Source organism: Marinobacterium sp. MBR-111 (assembly GCF_040547585.1).
Taxonomy (GTDB): Bacteria; Pseudomonadota; Gammaproteobacteria; order Pseudomonadales; family Balneatricaceae; genus Marinobacterium; species Marinobacterium iners.
The window spans coordinates 160346-175605 of the sequence record NZ_JBEPQA010000002.1 but is presented as its reverse complement, the minus strand read 5'-3'; the positions used below and the strand labels follow the sequence as shown (position 1 = coordinate 175605).

The window sequence follows — 15260 nt, the reverse complement described above, 5'->3', positions numbered from 1 at the left end:
TTTATTGACTGACAGCTTTACGCTGATGTGGCTGGTTAAGGTTCAGAGTCGGGCCGACAGGCACCACACCGGTCGGATTGATGGTGTGATGACTGCGGTAATAGTGGTGCTTGATGTGTTGCATGTTGACCGTCTCGCTCACACCGGGCCATTGATAAAGCTCACGTACGTATCCCCAGAGGTTAGGGTAGTCGACGATCCGTTTCAGGTTGCACTTGAAGTGACCGTGGTAGACGGCATCAAATCGAATCAAGGTCGTGAACAGACGCCAGTCTGCCTCGGTGATCTGGTCGCCCAGTAGATAGCGATGGGAGCCAAGCCGGGTATCCAGTGCGTCCAGGGCTTCAAACAGGGGGTGAACAGCCTGTTCGTAGGCTTCCTGAGTGGTTGCGAACCCTGCCTTGTATACACCGTTGTTGATGCGGTCGTAAATCTCACTGTTCAGCGTGTCGATCTCACTGCGCAGCAGTTGAGGGTAGTAATCCCCTGGGGCGGCACCAATCTCATCAAAGGCGGAGTTCAGGATGCGGATGATCTCCGCTGACTCGTTGTTGACGATGGTCTGACGCTGCTTGTCCCAGAGTACCGGAACGGTGACACGGCCCGAGTAGTTCGGATCGGCTTTAAGGTAGAGCTGGTAGAGGTAATCCAGCCCATATAGTTCATCTCCGGTTGCACCCGGCTCCGTTGCGAAAGTCCAGCCGTGGTCACCCATGTAGCTGTGTACCACCGAAACCGAGATCATTTTCTCCAGTCCCTTCAGGTGGCGAAAAATCAAGGTGCGATGTGCCCAGGGGCAGGCGAGGGAGACATACAAATGGTAGCGGCCGGATTCTGCCTGAAAACCGTCTTCGCCACTGGGGCCAGGCTGGTCGTCGGCAGCAATCCAGTTACGAAACTGTGATTCCGACCGCACGAAGCGACCCTGATTGGATTCGGTGTCATACCACTGGTCAACCCAGCGGCCATCAAGCAGTAAGCCCATGAAAATCTCCTGATTGTCAGTGACGTCGGTTAATTGAAAGTCCTGGCTAGAGCGACATCAGAGCTTAGCTCTGACGCTGGTGCAGCATTCGGTCGAGTGACAGGTTGCCGCCACCGCTGATTAACAGAGAAACGGCTATGGCCAGCAAAGAGAGAGCAAACTCGTAACCGTTGTTCGACATGAACAGTCCGTTACCGATATGCACGGCAAAAATGGCGACCAGCATGGCAAAGGCCAAAGCTGCTGCTGCCGGGCGTACCAGCAAACCAATTAGAATCGCCAGACCACCGAAGAATTCCGCACTACCCGCCATCAGTGCCATCAGATACCCTGGCTCAAGTCCAATGGACGCCATCCACTGACCTGTACCTTCAAGACCGTAACCACCAAAAGCGCCGAACAGTTTCTGAGCGCCGTGTGCCATGAAAATAATGCCTGCCGGGACACGCAGTGCCAGGGGAGCAAAACTGTCGGATGTATTCAGCAGGCGGGTGATCAGTGAGACGTTCATCGTGTTTCTCCACGTGTTTGATAGGTTGAGTTAACTATAGTTGTCATACGATTGATTAAAAATGACTAAAATTAGCTCATATTGATCAGATTTATAGATTATTTAGTGGGCTGTTCTGTCTCAGGTTAAGGCTAATATCTGAATAAACTGTTCTTATATACAGTCTTTATCGACATGTGTTGTCTGATCTCTTACTCTTGGCATTCCCAGGCCAATGCCCCGAATATCATGAAGCTCTACATCGCCGAAAAACCCAGTCTTGCCCGTGCCATCGCCGTTGTTCTGCCCGGCCCACAGAAGAAGGAGGAAGGGCTGATCCGCTGTGGCGGTGATCAGGTGGTGAGCTGGTGTATCGGCCATCTGCTGGAGCAGGCCGAGCCTGATGCCTACGATCCGGCCTACAAACAGTGGCGGCTGGAGCATCTGCCTATCGTACCCGGTGAATGGCAGTTGAAGCCGCGCAGCGGTGTGGCCAAGCAGGTGGCGGTACTGCGCAAGCTGGTGAAACAGGCGGATCAGATCGTCCATGCCGGTGACCCGGATCGTGAAGGGCAGCTGCTGGTGGATGAAGTGATCGACTTTCTCAAGGTACCGGCTACCAAGCGGGCACAGATGCAGCGCTGTCTGATTTCGGACCTGAACCCAGAGGCGGTGCGCCGTGCCATTGCGCGGCTTAAGCCTAATCAGGACTTTGTACCGCTGTCGGTGTCCGCATTAGCCCGTTCCCGCGCCGACTGGCTGTTCGGTATCAACATGACCCGGGCGCTGACCATCAAGGGTCGCAGTGCCGGCTATGACGGCGTGTTGTCCGTGGGACGGGTACAGACACCGGTGCTGGGGCTGGTGGTACAGCGTGATGCCGAGATTGCCGCCTTTGTGCCCAAGCCCTATTACGAAGTGGATGCTCATCTGCTCACCGAGCGGGGCGAGCGTTTTACCGCCCGCTGGCAACCCAGTGAAGCCTGTGCCCGTTTTCAGGACGAAGAGGGGCGGGTGCTGTCAAAGCCGCTGGCCGAAAACGTGGTGCAGCGCATTACCGGCCAGCCAGGTGTGGTCACCAAGGATGAACGCAAGACCGGCCAGCAGGCAGTGCCTCTGCCCTATAACCTGTCGTCGCTGCAGATCGACTGTGCGAAACGTTTTGGTCTCAATGCCCAGCAGGTGCTGGATGCGGCCCAGGCACTGTATGAAAAACATCAGCTGATCACCTATCCTCGGTCCGACTGCCGTTACCTGCCTGCCGAACACTTTTCCGAAGCGCCTCGTGTCACTCAGGCGATCGCCCGTACCCAGCCGGAGTTGGCGGGAGCGGTACAGAAGGCCGACCTGAGCCTCAGGTCCAAGGCGTGGAACGACAAAAAGGTGGAAGCGCATCATGCGATCATCCCCACCAGCAAGGCGGCGGCTTCGGTTCGGTTGAGCCGCGCCGAACTGCAGGTGTACAGCCAGATCGCGCGCCAGTATCTGATGCAGTTCTACCCGCCCTGTCGCTATGCCGATCGGCGTGTCGAGGTGGAGATTGCCGGTGGCCAGTTTGTGGCCAAGGTGCGTCAGATCACCGATCCGGGCTGGAAGGCGTTGATGGGCAAGGAGGCGCAGGAGGAGGACGAAGGTCAGCTGCCCGCGCTCACGGTGGGCGAGTCACTGCACTGTGAACGTGGTGAGCTGCTGGAAAAAATGACCCAGCCGCCCAAGGCGTTCACCGATGCCAGCCTGCTGGCGGCCATGACCGGCATTGCGCGCTTTGTGCAGGATGCAGAGCTGCGCAAGGTGCTGCGCGATACCGATGGCCTTGGCACCGAGGCCACCCGTGCCGGTATTATCGAATTGTTGTTCAAGCGCGGTTTTCTACAGCGTCAGGGCAAGCAGATTCACGCCACCGAGGCAGGCAAGGCACTGATCGCGGCACTGCCGGAGGAGCTGAGCCGACCGGACATGACCGCACACTGGGAATCGCAGCTGGATGCGATCAGCCGAAAGGCATTCAGCTATCAGGGGTTCATGCAGCCGCTGGAGCAGGCGTTGCCGCAGCTGATCGAGCAGATCCGACCTCAGGCAATGAATGGCATCAAGGCTCCGGCTGGACGCAAGGGTGGTGCAAGCCGAGGCAAGCGAAGCGGCAGCACGCGCAGGAAAGGATCACCAACCGCTCGGCGCAAGACGGCTAAAGCCGGCTGAGATTGAGAGGGCAGGCCGTGATTTTGTGTGCCCGAGCCGCTACCCTTAACAGATTAAGTATCAGCCACGTGATAACAAGAGAGACACAGAACATGCTGGAAAGACGCGACTTCTATATCAACGGCCAATGGGTGGCACCGACTCAGGCCAATGACCTTGAGGTGATTGACCCCTCCACTGAAAACGTCTGTGCCGTCATATCCCTGGGCACTCAGGCCGATACCGATGCCGCTGTGGCCGCGGCCCGCACCGCATTTGAAAGCTGGAGTCAGACCACCAAAGAGGAGCGGCTGGCGTTGCTGGAAAAGCTGTACAGCCGCTACAAGGCCCGTTCTCAGGAGATGGCCGAGGCGATCTCGCTGGAGATGGGCGCGCCGATTGCCCTCGCCCAGAGTGCTCAGTGGGGGGCGGGTGCCGGCCACCTGAAAAATTTCATTCGCGTGCTGCGCGAATATGAATTCGAGACCCCGTTGGGTGAGCATGCACCGGGCAACCAGATTCTTCGAGATCCGATCGGCGTGTGTGGTCTGATTACGCCCTGGAACTGGCCGATGAACCAGGTCACTCTGAAAGTGGCAGCGGCACTGGCAGCGGGTTGTACCATGGTGCTCAAGCCGTCCGAGATTGCGCCGCTTTCGGCCATGCTGTTTGCCGAGATGATCGATGAAGCCGGTTTACCGGCCGGTGTGTTCAATCTGGTGAACGGTAATGGTGCCGGTGTCGGGACTCAGCTGTCCGGACATCCCGATATCGATATGATCTCGTTCACCGGCTCGACCCGTGCCGGTATCGCCATCTCCAAAAATGCGGCTGACACGGTTAAGCGAGTCAGTCTTGAGCTGGGCGGCAAGGGGGCCAATATCATCTTTGCCGACGCGGATGAGAAGGCGGTAGTGCGTGGCGTTCGCCACTGCTTCATGAACTCGGGGCAGTCGTGCAATGCGCCGACCCGTATGCTGGTTGAGCGATCCATCTATGATCACGCGGTACAAACGGCCATTGAGGTGGCAGCCAAAACCGAGGTCAATCAGGCGTCACTGGAGGGCAAGCATATCGGACCGGTGGTCTCCAAAGCCCAGTTCGACAAGATTCAGGGGCTGATTCAGCAGGGCATCGATGAGGGTGCACGGCTGGTGGCGGGTGGTACCGGCAGACCGGACGGAATGAGCGAAGGCTACTTTGTGCGCCCCACCGTATTTGCCGATGTGACCAACGAGATGACCATTGCCCGTGAGGAAATCTTTGGCCCGGTGCTGTCGATCATCCCCTTTGACAGCGAAGAAGAAGCGCTGCGCATCGCCAATGACAGCCCCTATGGTCTGACGCATTATGTGCAGACACAGGATGCCGACAAGGCCAAGCGTGTGGCGCGCAAGTTGCGTTCGGGTATGGTACAGATGAACGGTGAATCGCTGGGTGGCGGAGCGCCCTTTGGTGGCTACAAGCAGTCCGGCAATGGTCGCGAGGGCGGCCCCTGGGGGCTGGAGGAGTATCTGGAAGTGAAGGTTGTGACCGGCTGGAGCTGATTTTTCTGGCCCCACTGGCCAAACGGCAGTCCTGTACCGGTAAGACGGAACAGGGCTGTTGTTTCAACCGTCCAGGTGTACCAGTCGATTCTGTACCCAGGGGTGATCGCGCAAGCGCTCTGACATGTGGTCAAGAAATGCACGCACCCGTGGGTTCAGGTTGCGGCGGCTGGCGTACAGGGCATTGATCTCCAGCGGGTCCAGGGTGAACTCATCAAGCACGCGCACGATGCGACCGGTCTTGACCAGTTCGCCGCAGAACACCTCTGGCAGGCGTCCGATACCCATTCCCTGCAGAATCATTTCCCGCACGAAACTCATGCTGTTCGTTCTCAGTCGGCCGCCCATGGTGACCGGTTCGTTGTCATTCCAGTTGGTAAACCGCAGATGGTCAAAGGGCTTGAGCAGGCTAATGCACTGGTGATGGGCGAGGTCATCCGGTGTCTTGGGCATGCCGTGCTGTTCCAGGTATTCAGGCGTTGCAAACAGACCTCGGTGCAACCCGGCAATATGACGTGCAATCAGGCTGGAGTTGGGCAGGGGGCCCAGCCGCAGTGCCAGATCCACGCCTTCTTCAATCAAATCAACGGTGCGGGTGCTCAGCTCGACATCCACTTCCAGTTTTGGGTAGGTCTGCATGAAGCTGGTGATCACCTCGTTCATCATGAACACACCGATCTCGGTGGGCATGGTCAGGCGCAGACGGCCACGCAACTCGGTTTTGGATGCACTGATGTCGTCCTGAACGGCTTCCAGATCATCCACCAAAGGCTGCGCCCGGTTGAACAGCTCCTCACCTTCCGGCGTGAGCTTGAGTTTGCGGGTGGTGCGTTGTATCAGCCGGATACCCAAGGTGTCCTCCAGCTGCGCGATACGGCGGCTGATGGTGGACTTCTGTACATTCAGGCTGTCGGCTGCGGCGGTAAAACTGCCGGTTTCGACAACACGGATAAACAGGCTGAGGTCATTCAGATTCATCAAACTCTCCAGAACAGAAAAGAGACTCGGACCTAGCCTCGCGGATCACGCGCGAAGGCCTCGATGGCCTGAATAATGGCCGCCACTCCATTGCCGCGGGATGGGCTCAGGTGACGGCGAATATCCAGCTGATCCAGAACAGCACCGAGATCAGTGCTCAGCAGCTCGGCCGGTGTAAGGCCGTTGATACGGTTGAGCAGAAGCGCCAGCAAAGCTCGCAGAATACGGGCATCCGCATCGGCCTGACAGGCCAGCCGGCCAGTGTCATCCAGTGCCGGGACAAGCCATACACGCGATTCACAGCCATGCAGACGGTAGCAGTCCTGCTTGAGAGCGTCGGGGAGCCCCGGCAGGCTTTGACCAATGTGCATCAGGGCTTGATAGCGGGCGTTCCAGTCTGTTGCAGAGTATACCCTCTTAATCAGGTTTTGGGAGGTTTTTTGTTCGATAAATGCAACGGTGGTTGAGGTTGTCTGGCTCTGTATCAGCTGATCGAGGCAGCTGGCGAGCTGTTCGGCTTCATCCAGTCGGTTGTAAAAGGCAAATGATGCACGCAGTGAACCCGGCAGTCCTAATGATCGCATCAGCGGCATGGCGCAGTGGTGACCGGCACGAATGGCAATACCGTGACGATCAAGCCAGTGGGCCACATCCTGCTGGTGGAAACCTTCAAGTTCAAACGACAGCAGACTGACTCGATCACTGCCAAAAGGCAGCTCACGGAAGCCTTTAAGTTGCGAGCAGCAGTCTCGTGCGTGCTGTAGAAGTGTCTGTTCATGCCGTTCCATGGCCGTACGATCCTGCTGCTGCAGGTATTCAATGGCGGCTGCCAGCCCTATGGCGCCCTCGATATTGGGCGTACCGGCCTCAAAGCGAAACGGCAGATCGGCATAGGTTGTTCCGCTGAAACTGACATCGCGGATCATCTCGCCGCCACCTTGCCATGGGGGCATCTGCTCAAGCAATTCTCGGCGTCCCCAAAGGGCGCCGATGCCGCTGGGTCCAAACAATTTATGGCCAGAAAAAGCGTAGAAATCACATCCGAACCTGGTCAGATCAATATCAAAGTGAGGCAGGGCCTGTGCACCATCCACCAGCGTGACAGCACCGGCATCGCGGCCAAGCCTGCACAGCTGTTCAACGGGATAGCGCGTGCCCAACGCATTTGAGACATGACTCAACGCAATTAGTTTTGGGCGTTTCTGCAGCAGCAGTTGATAGGCTTCAAGATCCAGATCACCATCAGGCTGCAATGGGATCACTTCAATGCGTGCGCCCACCGTTTCGGCCAACATCTGCCAGGGTACGATATTGGCGTGATGGGAACTCTGCTGCAGCAGAATCAGGTCATCGGCGCGCAACTGGTTACGACCCCAGCTCTGGGCGACCAAGTTGATCGCTTCAGTGGTGCCGCGTGTCCAGATAAGGCAGGCAGGATCGTCAATGCCGAGCCAGTTAGCCAGGGTGGTGCGGGCCTGCTCGAAGGCAGTTGTGGCCTGTGCTGACAGCGCATGGCTACCGCGATGTACATTGGCGTTGCTCGTCTTGTAAAAGCGACTGATGGCTTCGATGACGACACGAGGCTTTTGGGTCGTGGCTGCATTATCGAGGTAGATCAGTGGCTGGCCATGTACTCGCTGCGACAGCAGCGGGAAATCCCGCCGCCAGCGCACAGGGTCAGAAGGGCGGGAATGGGTCAAGCCGTTGCCTCTGCTGCCTGAGATCGGTCAAGCTGACTGCGCCAGCGCGCATATAGCATGGCCGCGTTAAACAGCGTTACCAGCAGTACACAGTCGATGATGCCGAGCCAGCGAGTGGGTGGCACCAATGCGGCAATTACGGCTTCAAGGAAGTAGAGCAGAAGCACAAAGCATAGCCAGGCATGACCACGCGGCTTTCCTGAAATCACAACCGGTGCAAAGGCTGCAAGCGGCAGAAAGTGCACCAGCCAGATAACCCATGGATTGTCGCCCTTTGAAGGTGACAGCCAGAGATACCAGAGAGTGAACAGCAACAGCAGGCCGAAATAGCTCAGTAGAACCAGTATGCGGCTGATGCGGGTTTTCAGTTCCAAGGTGCTCATCAGACCTCCCGATGCAGTTTGAGTGCCAGCTGAGCCAGGCGTCGGCCCTGCTTGGCCGCCAGCGCCTTTTCATGTTCATCCAGTTCAGAGCGCTCACTCTGACCACTGACGTGGGTTGCCCCGTAGGGTGTGCCGCCAGTCTGAGTTTCCAGCAGCTCGGTTGCGCTGTAGGGCAGCCCAGCGAGCACCATGCCGTGATGCAAAAGAGGCAGCATCATGCTGATCAATGTGGTTTCCTGTCCACCATGCAGGCTGGCACTGGAGCTGAAAACGCAGGCTGGCTTGTCGATCAGGGCACCGGAGAGCCAAAGGCTGCTGGTGGAGTCGATAAAGTACTTGAGTGGCGCTGCCATATTGCCAAAGCGGGTGGGGCTGCCCAGCGCAAGGCCTGAACAGTGGGCGAGGTCGGCCTCGGTACAGTAGATGTCGCCACTGTCGGGGATGTCGGATGCAGTCGCCTCACATATGGTCGATACAGGAGGGACCGTGCGCAGCCTTGCTTCCATCCCGGCCGCTTCAATACCGTGGGCTATCTGATGAGCCAGGGCGCGGGTCGCGCCACTGCGGCTGTAATATAGCACCAGAACGTATGGCTGACTCACGCCAAAATCTCCAGTACCGCTTCCGGCGGGCGACCGATGCGGGCGCGATCGCCGTTGATGACGATCGGGCGCTCAATCAGTTTGGGGTGCTGGGTCATCGCCTTGATAATGGCGGCATCATCCAGCTCCGGGTTGTCCAGACCGGCCTCTTTGTACTCGGCCTCTTTTACGCGTAGCAGCTCCCGCGGGCTTATGTTCAATGCTGCCAGTACTTGTTTCAATTCGTCAGCCGTTGGGACATCCTTCAAATATTCCCGCACCTCAGGCTCGATACCCTGTTCCTGCAGAAGTTGAAGGGTCTGGCGTGACTTGGAACAGCGTGGATTGTGATAGATGCTAATCGACATAAGGGCTCCGTTTCAGGCTTTCAATACAGTCTCTGGGGCCCTATTGTATAGGGCATAACCTTGTTTAGTTAAGAGAGAGTGTATGCAGAAGGGATCCCTGCCAGTGGTTTTGGTATTCATTCGTTCACTGGCACGTCAGTTTCAGGCCAATCAGGGCATCCTGAATGCGGCGGCACTGACTTATACCACGCTGTTTGCCGTTGTGCCCTTGATGACGGTGTCCTACTCGATGCTGGCAGCTGTACCGAACTTCAAAGGGGTTGGTGAGCAGGTTCAAGCCTGGATCTTCGCCAATTTTGTGCCTGCTACCGGTGAAGTGGTGCAGAACTATCTGGGTACCTTTGCCTCACAAGCACAAAGTCTGACCGTAATCGGCATCGTGTTTCTGGTCATTACCTCAATCATGATGATGAAAAACATCGAGGCGGCCTTCAACCGGATCTGGCGAGTGGCCGAGCCGCGCAAGGGGCTGTCGAGCTTTCTGCTCTACTGGGCCGTGCTGAGCCTGGGGCCTGTCCTGATTGGTCTGGGACTGCTGCTGACCTCCTATATTGCCAGCCTGTCCATTATCACCAGTGCCACCGAAGTGGTTGGCCGGGCACGACTGCTGTCAGTCTTACCTCCGATATTCTCAGCGCTGGCGTTCATGCTGCTGTATGCGGCAGTACCCAATTGTCGCGTACCGTTGCGAAATGCGGCTCTTGGTGGTCTTTTTGCGGCTATCCTGTTCGAAATCGCCAAGCGTGGCTTTGTCCAGTTCGTCACTCTATCGCCGTCCTATCAGCTTATTTATGGTGCTTTTGCGGCAGTGCCTCTGTTTCTGGTCTGGATCTATATCAGTTGGGGAATCATTCTGCTGGGGGCTGAACTTACACGGTTGCTGACGGTGAGTCAGGTCAATAAGTACCGGACCAATGAGCCTCACCTGTATACTATTTTGGCCGTGCTGCAGCGCCTCTGGCGCGCGCAGCAGGAAGGTGAGCCCGTACCTGATCGGGTGTTGCTCAAAGAGGTTCCCGGGCTTGATCAAGGGCGCTGGGATGATTACGTACAGTTGCTCAGTGGCGCCGGACTGATTCGGCGTACAGAGGGTGGGCAGTATCTGCTCAGTCGTGATCTTGGCAGTTATACCCTGTTGCAATTGCAGCAGGAGCTGCCCTGGCCACTGCCGGACCCGTTGCCCGAAGAGGGTGAGCACTGGCAGCGAGAACTTCAGCTAAGGTTGCGTCAGTTGCAGGTGCAGCGGGGCGAAGCGCTTAACCTTAGCCTGCAGTCACTGTTTCGTGACAATGACAGACAACACGAACTGGAAACACGGGAGTGATGATGGCAAAAATCTGTGTGCATGCGCGGATAACCGGCCGGGTACAGGGTGTATGGTTCCGTCATTTTACCCGCGAACAGGCGGAAGCAAACGGTCTGACCGGTTGGGTCCGCAATCTGCCGGACGGGTGTGTCGAGGCACTGCTGTGTGGTGAGGAAAAGGCGGTACGCCACGTAGAGGCCTGGCTCAACACTGGGCCGGAATTGGCCAATGTAGCGGATGTCAGCTCTGATGATCAGTTTTTCGATGACAGCCTGCAGGGGTTCGAGATTATCGACTGAGCGTTTTCTTGAGCCATTGTGCCAGCTGGAGTGCCCGTGGCGATGCGGTCTCGCCGGGCAGCCACAGGCTAAGCCTGGCATCGGTCTCAATAAAGCCCCATGGGGCTGCTAGCCGGCCGGTTCGCAGATCCTCTTCCACCAGATATTCAGGTGCAATCGCAACGCCCAACCCCACCAGTGCGGCCTCTAGCATGTAGTTGAGATGCTCGAATGATTGCCCAATGGTCAATTCAGATACGGCCAGATTTTGCGCATGGCACCACAGCGGCCACGCCTGTGGCCGCGACAGGGTTTGCAGCAGTGGCAGCTGCAGCAGGGCAGCTGGGTCCGGCTGTGAGGTTGATGGTACCAGTTTGGGGTGCATCACCGGACCGATTCGTTCCGGAGCAAGATCAATCACCAACTGATCGGGCGGCCAGGGCGGGCTGGCAAATCTCAGCGCTGCATCTATCCCGGGCCTCAGAGTCTGCTCTTCTTCACTGGCGGTCAGATGCAGCTCAAGCTCAGGGCAGTCCTGTTTGAGCTGATCAAGGCGTGGGATGAACCAGCGGGCGAGAAAACTGCCGCTGCAGCTGAGTACCAGTGGAGCGCCGGCGGCCTCACGTTGCAGCGCATTGCAGGCGCGTTCAAGCTGTGAGAATGACTCCTGCGTTGTACGGTAGAGGCGGCGTCCACTGTCGGTCAGTTCAATGCCGCGGCCAACGCGCCGAAACAGCTGTACACCGAGTTGCTCTTCAAGTTGCCGGATTTGACGGCTGACCGCACCATGGGTGACGTGCAGACACTCAGCGGCGCGTGTGATACTCAACTCGCGTGCAGCCGCATCGAAGGCACGCAAGGCGTTGAGCGAAGGCAGGGAATGCAGGACTCGTGTCATTTTATCTGTTACTTTTTCTCACAAATATGTGTGATCTTATCGTTTTTTAATCGTCATTGCATGTACTAGACTTGCCGTCAAATCCAGGCTTTTTGGAGTAACACACATGAGCACAGACAACACTCTCAGGCAGGGTCCCGACGCCAGCGGCTTTTTTGGCCGTTTTGGTGGTCGTTTTGTAGCCGAAACCCTGATGCCGCTGATACTCGAATTGCAGGCGGAGTATGAGCGTGCCAAGCAGGACCCGGCCTTTCACGCCGAGCTGGAGAATTTGCAGAAGGATTATGTCGGTCGCGAAAGCCCGCTTTACCTTGCCGAGCGCCTGACCGAGGAGTTGGGTGGAGCCAAAATTTACCTCAAACGCGAAGACCTTAACCATACCGGCGCACACAAGATCAATAACTGCCTGGGGCAAATTTTGCTCGCCCGTCGCATGGGCAAAAAGCGCATCATTGCCGAGACTGGTGCCGGCATGCACGGTGTGGCCACCGCAACCGTTGCAGCTCGTTTCGGCATGGAGTGCGTGATCTACATGGGCAGCACTGACATTCATCGTCAGCAGCCCAACGTGCAGCGGATGAAACTGCTGGGCGCCAAGGTCATTCCCGTGACCAGTGGTACCGGCACGTTGAAAGATGCGATGAACGAAGCGCTGCGTGACTGGGTGACCAATGTCGACAGCACTTTTTATATCATCGGCACGGTAGCGGGTCCGCACCCCTATCCGGCTATGGTACGCGATTTCCAGGCTGTCATCGGTGAGGAAACCCGTCGTCAGATCATGGAGAAGGAAGGTCGTCTGCCGGATACCTTGATCGCTTGTATTGGCGGTGGCTCCAACGCCATGGGGCTGTTTCACCCGTTCCTGGATGACGCATCGGTCAAGATGATCGGCGTGGAAGCCGGTGGTGAAGGGCTCGACAAGCGTCATGCGGCCAGCCTCAAGGGCGGTGAGCCGGGTGTGCTGCACGGCAACCGTACCTTCCTCTTGCAGTCCGAAGACGGCCAGATTCAGGATGCACACTCGATCTCGGCCGGTCTGGATTACCCGGGCATCGGTCCTGAACATGCATGGTTGCATGACATCAAGCGTGTTGAATATGTGGCCATCACCGACCAGGAAGCGCTGGAAGGGTTCAAGGCACTGTGCAAGTACGAGGGTATCATCCCGGCGCTGGAGTCATCCCATGCCATCGCCTATGTCACCAAACTGGCACCAACGCTGCCGAAGGACCATATCATCGTTATCAATCTCAGTGGCCGTGGTGACAAGGACATGGCAACCGTAACCGAACATCTGGCAGCCGAGCTGGCGCAGTAAGGGGTATAGAATGACAGCAAGCAATACCGTCAGTCGCATGGAGCGCCGCTTTGCCGCGCTGAAACAGGAAAACCGTGCTGCACTGGTCACCTTTGTTACCGGTGGTGACCCTGACTATGACAATAGCCTCAAAACGCTGCTCGGACTGCCGGGCGCCGGTGCGGATATTATTGAGCTGGGCATGCCGTTTACCGATCCAATGGCAGACGGTGCGGCCATTCAGTTGGGCAGCCAGCGTGCGCTGGCCGGTGGCCAGAACATGGTCAAGACCCTGCAGATGGTACGCGAACTGCGCAAGCAGGATCAGGATACGCCGGTGGTGTTGATGGGGTATTACAACCCGGTCTACCGCTACGGCGTGGAAAAATTCCTGCAGGAGGCGGCTCAAGCCGGTGTGGATGGACTGATTGTGGTCGATCTGCCGCCGGAGCATGATGATGAGCTTTGTATTCCTGCCCGTGAAGTGGGTATCCACTTCATTCGTCTGGCAACACCGACCACCGATGCCAAGCGCCTGCCGGGTGTACTGAACAATACCTCCGGCTTCCTGTATTACGTTTCCAGTACCGGTGTAACCGGTGCCGCCGCTCCTACACCCGAGAAGGTGCAGAAAGAGGTGGAAGCAATCAAGGCACATACCGGAATTCCTGTGGCTGTGGGGTTCGGTATCCGTACACCGGAGCAGGCTGCGCGGATCGCGGGTTTCGCTGATGGTGTAGTGGTGGGCTCGGCACTGGTTGACTGCATCGCGCAGGCCGAAACGCCGGAAGCGGGTACTCAGGCCGTGCTTGCGCTGACACGTGAGCTGTCTACCGCCGTGCGCATAGCTCGACAGTAAAACGGTTTAACGGATCTTCAATCCCGGACCTGCAGTCAAGAGCTGCCGGTCCGGGATTTTTGTGTTTGCTCACGCCATATTCAGCACCTTCTGTCCCGAGGGGCGCTGACGCATCCGTTCCAGATACTCCTTTACTGCTCCGTTCCCGATCAGTTCGTCACCCAGCGGCAGCCTGGCGACATAGTCCAGAATCGGCGTCAGCAGTGCATCGGCCATGCTGTAGTGCCGACCGCAGATAAACGGGTTGTCTGCCAGCAGCTCGCGTACACGTTTAAGCGCGGAGCGGGCGGCCGGCAATCTTTCCTGTACCTTATCCAGACGAACCTGGCCGTCTGCCCCCTTGGGAAATGCGAATTCCAGCACGATATCGCGTAACAGCGCCTGGTCAATATAAAGTGCAATTTCGGCACTGCGTTCATCTACACGTGCGCGTTCAAAAAGGTCGGCAGGCTGCAGTGCAGGGCCATCAAAGCGTGCATCCAGGTATCGACAGATGGTGCTGGTTTCTATCAGTATCTGACCGTCATGCAGCAAAGCCGGCAGCTTGCCGTAGGGATGGATTGCGAAATGCTCGGGGCTCTTGGAACGGATCTCCGTGCCGGCGGGAGCCATGCCGCAGGTATAGTGGATACCTTTTTCCTCGCAGCAAAGCATGACTGAACGTGCAAAGCTGCTGAATGTTGGGGCAAAGATGTAGACGCTGCTTTCCATTGGGTGTCTCCTTCGTGTTGTGAAAGACTGCAGTCTGGTACGAAGTCAAAATATGTTAAAGAACATATTGTTGTCTTGTGACATGCTGTATCGGAGTCCAGCAGGAGAATTGACATGCCATGGTCTAGCACGCGCCGTGCCGAGAGTCGTGATCGGATATTATTCAGTGCCGAAAGGTTGTTCACCCAATCCGGCTTTGACCAGGTCAGCATCGACCAGGTGATGCAGAATGCAGGTATGACCCGAGGTGCCTTTTACGCCCACTTTCGTTCCAAGCAGGAGCTGTATTCCGAAGCGATTCTCTCGGCGGCATGGCGTATGGGCGCTCAGCATCCGACCGATGTCGAGACGCTGATTCGGGGTTATCTGAGCCCCGAGCATCTTGGGCAGAAGAAAGGAAGCTGTCCGTTGGCGTTTCTGGTGTCGGATATTGGTCAGCGCGATCAGCCGGTACGGGACAGCTACACAAAAGTATTCAGTGCATTGGCTACCAAGGTTTCTGGCGTACCTGATGCGGAGCCCGATGCAGCTGCGTTGAGGGCTTTGGTGCTGATGGTGGGTGGTGTGGCGGTTGCGCGGGCGCTGAACGATCCGATACTGGTGGAGAGGGTGCTGGCAGCCTGTCGTGAGGGTGCCTTGTCGGAGACGGCGTCCGTGCCGATCTAAAATGGTGTCCCCGGCTGGCTCCCGAAGGGCTT

At 57.2% G+C, this 15260-nt stretch carries 16 protein-coding genes; 7 read left to right on the top strand and 9 right to left on the bottom strand.

Translation table 11 applies throughout. The features are described from left to right. Position 1: 1 nt before the first annotated feature. Together ABIE61_RS02475 and ABIE61_RS02470 are read right to left on the bottom strand one after the other, a co-directional pair. Positions 2–985: a glutathione S-transferase family protein gene (locus ABIE61_RS02475; protein ID WP_354406377.1), complete on the bottom strand. Its 984-nt coding sequence runs from the start codon at positions 983–985 to the stop codon at positions 2–4. A 64-nt stretch (positions 986–1049) separates the two neighbouring features. Continuing rightward, positions 1050–1496, bottom strand: coding sequence for a DoxX family protein (locus tag ABIE61_RS02470; protein ID WP_354406374.1), 447 nt, complete (start codon positions 1494–1496; stop codon positions 1050–1052). Positions 1497–1724: 228 nt separating this feature from the next. On the opposite strand from ABIE61_RS02470, the gene ABIE61_RS02465 reads away from it, so the two are divergent. Beyond that, positions 1725–3674 (top strand): DNA topoisomerase III, encoded by a 1950-nt coding sequence (locus ABIE61_RS02465; protein WP_354406372.1) that lies wholly within the window; start codon positions 1725–1727, stop codon positions 3672–3674. 92 nt (positions 3675–3766) lie between these two features. Then, complete coding sequence (locus ABIE61_RS02460; RefSeq protein ID WP_091826963.1) at positions 3767–5200, top strand: aldehyde dehydrogenase family protein; 1434 nt, start codon at positions 3767–3769, stop codon at positions 5198–5200. Between the two features lie 63 nt (positions 5201–5263). On the opposite strand, the gene ABIE61_RS02455 is transcribed toward ABIE61_RS02460, so the two are convergent. Genes ABIE61_RS02455 through arsC form a run of 5 tightly spaced genes read right to left on the bottom strand, consistent with a single transcriptional unit; the run spans position 5264 to position 9210 of the window. Next, a complete protein-coding gene (locus tag ABIE61_RS02455; RefSeq protein WP_091826964.1) occupies positions 5264–6178 on the bottom strand; it encodes a LysR family transcriptional regulator in 915 nt (304 codons plus the stop codon). Between the two features lie 32 nt (positions 6179–6210). Next, complete coding sequence (locus tag ABIE61_RS02450; protein ID WP_354406368.1) at positions 6211–7878, bottom strand: SufS family cysteine desulfurase; 1668 nt, start codon at positions 7876–7878, stop codon at positions 6211–6213. Next, positions 7875–8261 (bottom strand): DUF2069 domain-containing protein, encoded by a 387-nt coding sequence (locus ABIE61_RS02445; RefSeq protein ID WP_206841204.1) that lies wholly within the window; start codon positions 8259–8261, stop codon positions 7875–7877. The genes ABIE61_RS02450 and ABIE61_RS02445 overlap by 4 nt, the downstream gene beginning before the upstream one ends. Further along, complete coding sequence (gene wrbA / locus ABIE61_RS02440; protein ID WP_354406365.1) at positions 8261–8863, bottom strand: NAD(P)H:quinone oxidoreductase; 603 nt, start codon at positions 8861–8863, stop codon at positions 8261–8263. The genes ABIE61_RS02445 and wrbA overlap by 1 nt, the downstream gene beginning before the upstream one ends. Beyond that, positions 8860–9210: an arsenate reductase (glutaredoxin) gene (arsC, locus tag ABIE61_RS02435; protein ID WP_091826967.1), complete on the bottom strand. Its 351-nt coding sequence runs from the start codon at positions 9208–9210 to the stop codon at positions 8860–8862. Before arsC ends, wrbA begins: the two co-directional genes overlap by 4 nt. Positions 9211–9292: 82 nt before the next feature. On the opposite strand from arsC, the gene ABIE61_RS02430 reads away from it, so the two are divergent. Both ABIE61_RS02430 and ABIE61_RS02425 read left to right on the top strand, forming a co-directional pair. Next, the gene (locus tag ABIE61_RS02430) at positions 9293–10534 is read left to right on the top strand and encodes a YihY family inner membrane protein (RefSeq protein WP_354406362.1); all 1242 of its coding nucleotides are present in this window, start codon (positions 9293–9295) and stop codon (positions 10532–10534) included. 2 nt (positions 10535–10536) lie between these two features. Beyond that, positions 10537–10815: an acylphosphatase gene (locus tag ABIE61_RS02425; RefSeq protein ID WP_354406360.1), complete on the top strand. Its 279-nt coding sequence runs from the start codon at positions 10537–10539 to the stop codon at positions 10813–10815. On the opposite strand, the gene ABIE61_RS02420 is transcribed toward ABIE61_RS02425, so the two are convergent. Further along, entirely contained in the window at positions 10805–11692 is an 888-nt protein-coding gene (locus ABIE61_RS02420) for a LysR family transcriptional regulator (RefSeq protein WP_354406358.1), read from the bottom strand. The genes ABIE61_RS02425 and ABIE61_RS02420 overlap by 11 nt on opposite strands. A gap of 106 nt (positions 11693–11798) precedes the next feature. Here ABIE61_RS02420 and trpB point away from each other — a divergent pair, with 106 nt between their 5' ends. Further along, entirely contained in the window at positions 11799–13013 is a 1215-nt protein-coding gene (gene trpB / locus ABIE61_RS02415; RefSeq protein ID WP_354406356.1) for a tryptophan synthase subunit beta, read from the top strand. Positions 13014–13023: 10 nt separating this feature from the next. Then, entirely contained in the window at positions 13024–13851 is an 828-nt protein-coding gene (gene trpA, locus ABIE61_RS02410; RefSeq protein ID WP_354406354.1) for a tryptophan synthase subunit alpha, read from the top strand. Between the two features lie 69 nt (positions 13852–13920). On the opposite strand, the gene ABIE61_RS02405 is transcribed toward trpA, so the two are convergent. Then, complete coding sequence (locus ABIE61_RS02405; protein WP_354406352.1) at positions 13921–14562, bottom strand: glutathione S-transferase family protein; 642 nt, start codon at positions 14560–14562, stop codon at positions 13921–13923. Between the two features lie 114 nt (positions 14563–14676). On the opposite strand from ABIE61_RS02405, the gene ABIE61_RS02400 reads away from it, so the two are divergent. Next, a complete protein-coding gene (locus ABIE61_RS02400; RefSeq protein ID WP_354406350.1) occupies positions 14677–15228 on the top strand; it encodes a TetR/AcrR family transcriptional regulator in 552 nt (183 codons plus the stop codon). Positions 15229–15260: the final 32 nt, after the last annotated feature.